The 5357-nt window shown below is 62.8% G+C and carries 7 protein-coding genes; 5 read left to right on the forward strand and 2 right to left on the reverse strand.

Annotation, left to right across the window (positions count from 1 at the left end; genetic code table 11):
• Positions 1 to 104: 104 nt before the first annotated feature.
• From greA to ACH2EI_RS06190, 4 genes are all read left to right on the forward strand, one after another.
• The gene (gene greA / locus ACH2EI_RS06175) at positions 105 to 551 is read left to right on the forward strand and encodes a transcription elongation factor GreA (RefSeq protein ID WP_395159469.1); all 447 of its coding nucleotides are present in this window, start codon (positions 105 to 107) and stop codon (positions 549 to 551) included.
• Positions 548 to 1561 carry an alpha/beta fold hydrolase gene (locus ACH2EI_RS06180; protein ID WP_395159471.1) on the forward strand — a complete coding sequence of 338 codons (1014 nt, stop codon included), beginning with the start codon at positions 548 to 550 and terminating at the stop codon, positions 1559 to 1561. Before greA ends, ACH2EI_RS06180 begins: the two co-directional genes overlap by 4 nt.
• The gene (locus ACH2EI_RS06185; protein WP_395153159.1) at positions 1558 to 3003 is read left to right on the forward strand and encodes an ABC1 kinase family protein; all 1446 of its coding nucleotides are present in this window, start codon (positions 1558 to 1560) and stop codon (positions 3001 to 3003) included. Before ACH2EI_RS06180 ends, ACH2EI_RS06185 begins: the two co-directional genes overlap by 4 nt.
• A 76-nt stretch (positions 3004 to 3079) precedes the next feature.
• Positions 3080 to 3286 carry a hypothetical protein gene (locus ACH2EI_RS06190; protein WP_395153160.1) on the forward strand — a complete coding sequence of 69 codons (207 nt, stop codon included), beginning with the start codon at positions 3080 to 3082 and terminating at the stop codon, positions 3284 to 3286.
• An 8-nt stretch (positions 3287 to 3294) separates the two neighbouring features.
• On the opposite strand, the gene ACH2EI_RS06195 is transcribed toward ACH2EI_RS06190, so the two are convergent.
• Positions 3295 to 4260, reverse strand: a complete 966-nt coding sequence (locus tag ACH2EI_RS06195; protein ID WP_395153161.1) for an FKBP-type peptidyl-prolyl cis-trans isomerase — start codon at positions 4258 to 4260, stop codon at positions 3295 to 3297.
• Between the two features lie 192 nt (positions 4261 to 4452).
• Here ACH2EI_RS06195 and ACH2EI_RS06200 point away from each other — a divergent pair, with 192 nt between their 5' ends.
• A complete protein-coding gene (locus tag ACH2EI_RS06200; RefSeq protein WP_395153162.1) occupies positions 4453 to 4866 on the forward strand; it encodes a hypothetical protein in 414 nt (137 codons plus the stop codon).
• Between the two features lie 49 nt (positions 4867 to 4915).
• Here ACH2EI_RS06200 and ACH2EI_RS06205 read toward each other — a convergent pair.
• A partial coding sequence (locus tag ACH2EI_RS06205; protein WP_395159473.1) for an IclR family transcriptional regulator occupies positions 4916 to 5357 on the reverse strand: 442 nt, incomplete at its 5' end.

Below are 5357 nucleotides of genomic sequence, written 5' to 3' on the forward strand. Positions count from 1 at the left end.
CGATTGGAAACGATTGGAAACGATTGGAAACGATTGGAAACGATTGGAAACGATCTGATTCGCAACGCTCTCGCAATCGGGTCTGGCTCGCTATCGTCTCTGAGATGGCTGGAGCGAAGTTGTCCAAGTCCGCCCTCGAGCGTTTGCAGGCGGAGTTTCACGATCTCACCACGCGCGGGCGGATCGAAGTCGCCGACAAGATCGAACGGGCGCGAGAAGAAGGCGATCTCAAGGAGAACGCTGGCTACCACGCTGCCAAGGATGAGCAGGGCCACATGGAAGGTCGTATCCGTCAGCTGGAGTACCTGATCGACGAACCCGAGATCGTCGAGAACCAGGTCTATGCGATTGTGTACGACGGAGACTCCGACGACATGGCCGAGCGCTACATGATTGGCAACATGGAAGAGCAGATCGAGGGTGCCGATGTCATCACCTCCACGTCGCCTCTCGGTGCTGCGCTCAACGGCTCATCCGCCGGTGATTTGATCACGTACGACGCGCCGAACGGTTCGATGACCGTCAAGGTGCTGAGCGTCGATTCCGTTTGAGCCGGCCGCTCAAGTCAGACGCAGAGAAGCACGCCGACCTCCGCCCAGGCTCAGCAGCCTCCCCTAACAGTCCGTTTGACATTCCGCTCGACATTCCGGGTGACATTCCGGGTGAAGTTCCGTTTGATGGTCCCGAGGTTGCTCCCGTGATCGACGTCCCCAAACCCGACTTTCCGCCCGGGAAATTCGTCCATCTCCCTGACCGCGGCGATCTTCTCGTGCGCGACTTCGGTGGGCCACCCGGCGCACCAACGATCATGCTGCTCCACGGATGGACCGCATCGGCTGACCTCAACTGGTTCCGCTGCTACAAAGCCCTCGGTGAGCACTACCGAGTGGTGGCGTTCGATCATCGGGGCCACGGTTCCGGAATCCGTTCCAAGAAGACGTTTCGACTGGAAGACTGTGCCGACGATGCCGTCGACGTGGCAACCGCCCTTGGCATCGACACGTTCATCCCCGTCGGCTACTCGATGGGCGGCCCGATCGCTCAGCTGATCTGGAGGCGCCACCCCGAACGAACCACCGGGCTCGTCCTCTGCGCCACCGCACCCTTCTTTTCGAACCGTCGGCCCGAGCGCCTGTCGTTCCTCGGCCTGGGCGGCCTCGCCACACTTTCCAAATACGCGCCGGACCAGACGCGGGAGTGGTTGAGCGAGCAGTTGTACCTCCAGCGCCGCGCCGAAACGTGGGAACCCTGGGCGCTCGAAGAAGCGTCGAGCCACGACTGGCGGATGCTGCTCGAAGCGGGCACGGCGATCGGCCGATTCTCATCTGCCGACTGGATCGGCGAGGTCGACGTCCCCACTGCCGTCCTCATCACGATGAACGACTCAGTGATCCCGCTGGCACGACAGGTCAAACTGTTCGAATTGATCGGGCTGGCTGAGGCGTTCCGCGTTGATGGCGGCCATGATGCCGTCGTGGCTGGAGCCGACCAATTCGTTCCGACGTTGTTGCGTGCACTCGATTCGGTCCGTCGCCGGGCAATCGCCGCGAGCAGCGCATGACGAAGTGGCGCATCCCGCTCGCTGTCGGTGTACTCGTCACTGCCGCAGTGGCTGTATCGCGCCGGCTCGATGCATCCGAGTTAGGTCGATCGTGGGCTGGCCGAAATGCTCGGCTCGTTCGTATGGGCGCCAAGGTCGGGGGCACCTATGCCTCGACAGCAGCCCGCAAAACGTTCGCCTCGACCGAGCGCCGCGAAGAACTCGATCGTGAGCGCGAGTTCAAAACGGCGCAACAGGTCGCCGACGAACTGGGCCAGATGAAGGGCGCGTTGATGAAGCTCGGCCAGATGGCCAGCTACCTCGACGACGGCCTTCCCGAACCACTACGAATGGCACTCGCCCAACTCCAGTCGAACGCTCCACCGATGTCAACCGATCTTGCGATTGCAACGGTCGAGTCTGAGCTGGGCAAACCCATTGCCGAACTTTTCGTCGAGTTCGACCCCGAGCCCATCGCTGCTGCGTCCATTGGGCAGGTCCATCGAGCGATCATCATCGAACCGAAGTCGGGCCTCGAACGTGCCGTCGCCGTCAAAGTGCAGTACCCGGGCATCGACCAGGCGATTGTTTCTGACTTGAAAAACGCCGACCTGCTCGGAGCGATTCTCAAGCAGGGCTTTGGTGGCCTCGACCCGACCGAGATGGTCGACGAGATCAAGGTTCGCCTCGCCGAAGAGGTCGACTACGAGCTCGAAGCACGCAACCAGCAGATGTTTGCCGAGTACTACGCGGGTCATCCGTTCTTTCGGATTCCGGCAATCATTCCCGAGTTCAGTACAAAACGAGTGCTCACTTCCGAGCTCGTCGACGGGTTCGGCTGGGCCGAGCTACTGCAACGGCCCCAGGCCGAGCGCGACCATGCCGGTGAGGTGATCTTCCGTTTCGTCTTCCGCAGTCTCTACCGAATGGGTGCCTTCAACGGCGACCCGCATCCGGGTAACTACTTATTCCACGACGACGGCACCGTGACGTTCCTCGACTTCGGGCTCGTCAAACATTTCACCCCCGATGAGCTGGCCACGTTCGCATCCATGGTCGAGGCCGCAGCAGTCAAACATGACGATGCGGAGTTCCGACGCATCGTCGAAGAGGCTGGCATGTTGCAGCCAGGAGCCCCCGTCGGCACCGACGAAGTCGGTGAGTACTTCTCGCTCTTCTACGACACGGTCGCCAACGATGCAGTGATGACATGGACGCGCGAATACGCGAACAAGATCGTGCGCCACACGTTCGACCGTGCCAGCCCGATCAGCCAGTACGCCACCGTGCCGAGAGCATTCGTCTTCATCCAGCGCATCAACCTGGGGCTCTACGCGCTCTTGGGTGAGCTGAACGCGTCGGGCAACTATCGGCGCATCGCTTCGGAGCTGTGGCCATTCGTCGACGCTGGCCCCGACTCGCCCATCGGCGAAGCCGAAACGACCTGGCTGGCCACTCGATAAATCTGCCGTTACCCCCAGCTACTCCCCCAGCTACTCCCCCTCCCCCGCAGCTACCCCGCTGCGCGATGGTGTGGGCATGACACGCACCACCCTGGCCAAGGGCACGATCTTCGACGGCACCGGCCATCTGGTCACTCCTGGCTTGTTCGACTGCCACGTGCACTTCATGGCCGACGAACTCGACGTGCTCGACGCCGTTGTGTTCTCAGGTACCGATCTTGACGTCAGCGACATGCGGCCGCGCGTCGCTCGGGTTTTCCAAGGTGGCACGCGAGTCGCCTAACCCTGCGGTCAGAAAGCGCCGAACAGGTCAACGACGAGCACTGCGTCGACGCCGACGGGCAGACCGACCTGCGGGTTGCCACTCTCACCGAAACCAAGTGACGGTGGGAAGGTGATCGCACGTCGACCGCCGACCTTCATGCCGGGCATGCCTTGCACAATGGCCGCGAACTGGCCCTCGCTCATCGGGATCTGAATTGGTTCGCTGGTCCAGGTGCTGTCGAGCAGCACACCGCTGTCGGCACGGAACAGCATCAGGTTGAACACTGCGGTCTGGCCTTCCTCGAGGACTGCTCCGTCACCGTCGATCAGATCTTCGAACGACAGGTCGGTGGCGCCCTCAGACGTTTCGACACCCATCTCCGTCGGAGCCTCAGACACATCGGGCGCCTTGATGACCGAGCGAACGTCGATGACGAAAGTGAGCGGCTCGTTTTCGCGGATCACATCGCTGCGTGCCGCCTCGCCGTATGCCTGAGCGCTCGGGATGTCGAGCTGGAGACGAGCACCGGTTTGCGCGCCGAGGAGGCCGTCGTTCCAGCCCTGGATGACCTGCGCCTGACCGAGCGGACCAACAGCGAATGGTGTGCCGCGGTCGTAGCTGTTGTCGAACTCGACACCATCGAGCGCACGCACCCCGATGTAGTCGACGATCACCGTGTCGCCAGCCTCGGCAATCGGGCCGTCACCTTTGGTCAGCACGGTCACATCGAGTGTTTCGACGTCGACACCGGGGAAGTCGATGTCGGTCGGCTTGTCGGCGCTCGCCTCGCTCAGCAGCCCCTCGTCGGCATCAGACGTGGGCGTGGCATCAGAAGTGGGCGTCTCTCCGGCGGTGTCACCATAAGCCTCGCCCTCGTCAGCAACCGCTTGTTCACTCGCCACTGAATCATCTGTAGGCGCAGCAGAATCGGACCCGCTGCAGGCAGCAATGGCCAGTGAGGCAATGACAATGAGGGGAACCGTGCGACGCATGGACCGCACGCTACCGGCGCGCCCTCGCCCGAACCTGTCACCCTCGTCCCCACACCTCACCTCACCTTCCAAACACCCTCACTGTCACGCCGATCTGTTGCGGTGTGTCACACCGAGGTCAGACCAAAGTGTGACAAAAATGTGACAGTGGGGTGCTCATCAACAGCCCGGCTGTCGCGCCAGACTGTGGCGATGCAGATCTCTCGCCCGTCAGCGATCGGCGCCGGGATGTTGTTCACCGGTGCCGGGATCGCCCACTTTGCGAAGCCCGACTTCTTCGAAGCAATCGTGCCCGACTGGTTCCCCGATGCTGCACTCGCCAACCGCGCAAGCGGGGCGGCCGAGTTGGCCTTCGGAATCGGAATGTTGCACCCACGGACGCGCAAGCTCTCGGCACTCGGGCTCTTCGCGCTGACGATTGGCGTGTTCCCTGCGAACGTCGACATGGCTGTCAACCACGTTGAGCCTCAGCTCGTCGAGGGACGGTTCAGTCGCAGCGTCGACACGGCAACCGGCCCGGCCAACTGGATCCGCCTGCCGCTCCAGCTCCCACTTTTGTGGTGGCTGTGGAAGGAATACCGCGCGGCATCAGCGCAGACTCGCTGACCCGCTGACCCGCTGGCCCGCTGACCCGCTGGCCCGCTGACCGAGCCGGTCAGAGGTTGATTTCGGCCGCTGCTGCTACGACGGCAGGGCCGAATCGGCGGCCCGGCTGTTTCGTGAGTCGCTCAACCGGACCGCTCACCGAGAGAGCCGCCACGATCGTCCCGTCACCCGAGCGCACCGAGGCGCTCACCGACGCCGCACCGGCCTCGCGTTCGCCGACGCTTTGCAACCAGCCGGTCTTGGTCTGCTCGCCGGCCAAAAGACGCCCAGATGAGCCGACGTCGATGGGGAGCAACGACCCTTCCGGCACGATCCACCGAAGCCCATGTGACGACTCAAGCGAGAGCACGCACCGCCGCTGGGAGCCCTCGCGAACAAATAGCTGGACAGCCTCACCGGTCAAGTTGCGCAGCGCCGTAGCGATCGGCCGGACGACGTCGACAAGCGGGAATCGTTCGGCTGATTGCTGCCCGAGAGCGACCAGGCCGTGA

This window comes from Ilumatobacter sp., from assembly GCF_041688325.1.
GTDB lineage: Bacteria > Actinomycetota > Acidimicrobiia > Acidimicrobiales > Ilumatobacteraceae > Ilumatobacter_A.

Bases quoted from the DNA above. Each gene is read 5' to 3' on its own strand.
- greA (WP_395159469.1), top strand. From the start codon at position 105: ATGGCTGGAGCGAAGTTGTCCAAGTCCGCCCTCGAGCGTTTGCAGGCG.
- ACH2EI_RS06195 (WP_395153161.1), bottom strand. From the start codon at position 4,260: ATGCGTCGCACGGTTCCCCTCATTGTCATTGCCTCACTGGCCATTGCT.
- ACH2EI_RS06200 (WP_395153162.1), top strand. From the start codon at position 4,453: ATGCAGATCTCTCGCCCGTCAGCGATCGGCGCCGGGATGTTGTTCACC.
- ACH2EI_RS06185 (WP_395153159.1), top strand. From the start codon at position 1,558: ATGACGAAGTGGCGCATCCCGCTCGCTGTCGGTGTACTCGTCACTGCC.
- ACH2EI_RS06190 (WP_395153160.1), top strand. From the start codon at position 3,080: ATGACACGCACCACCCTGGCCAAGGGCACGATCTTCGACGGCACCGGC.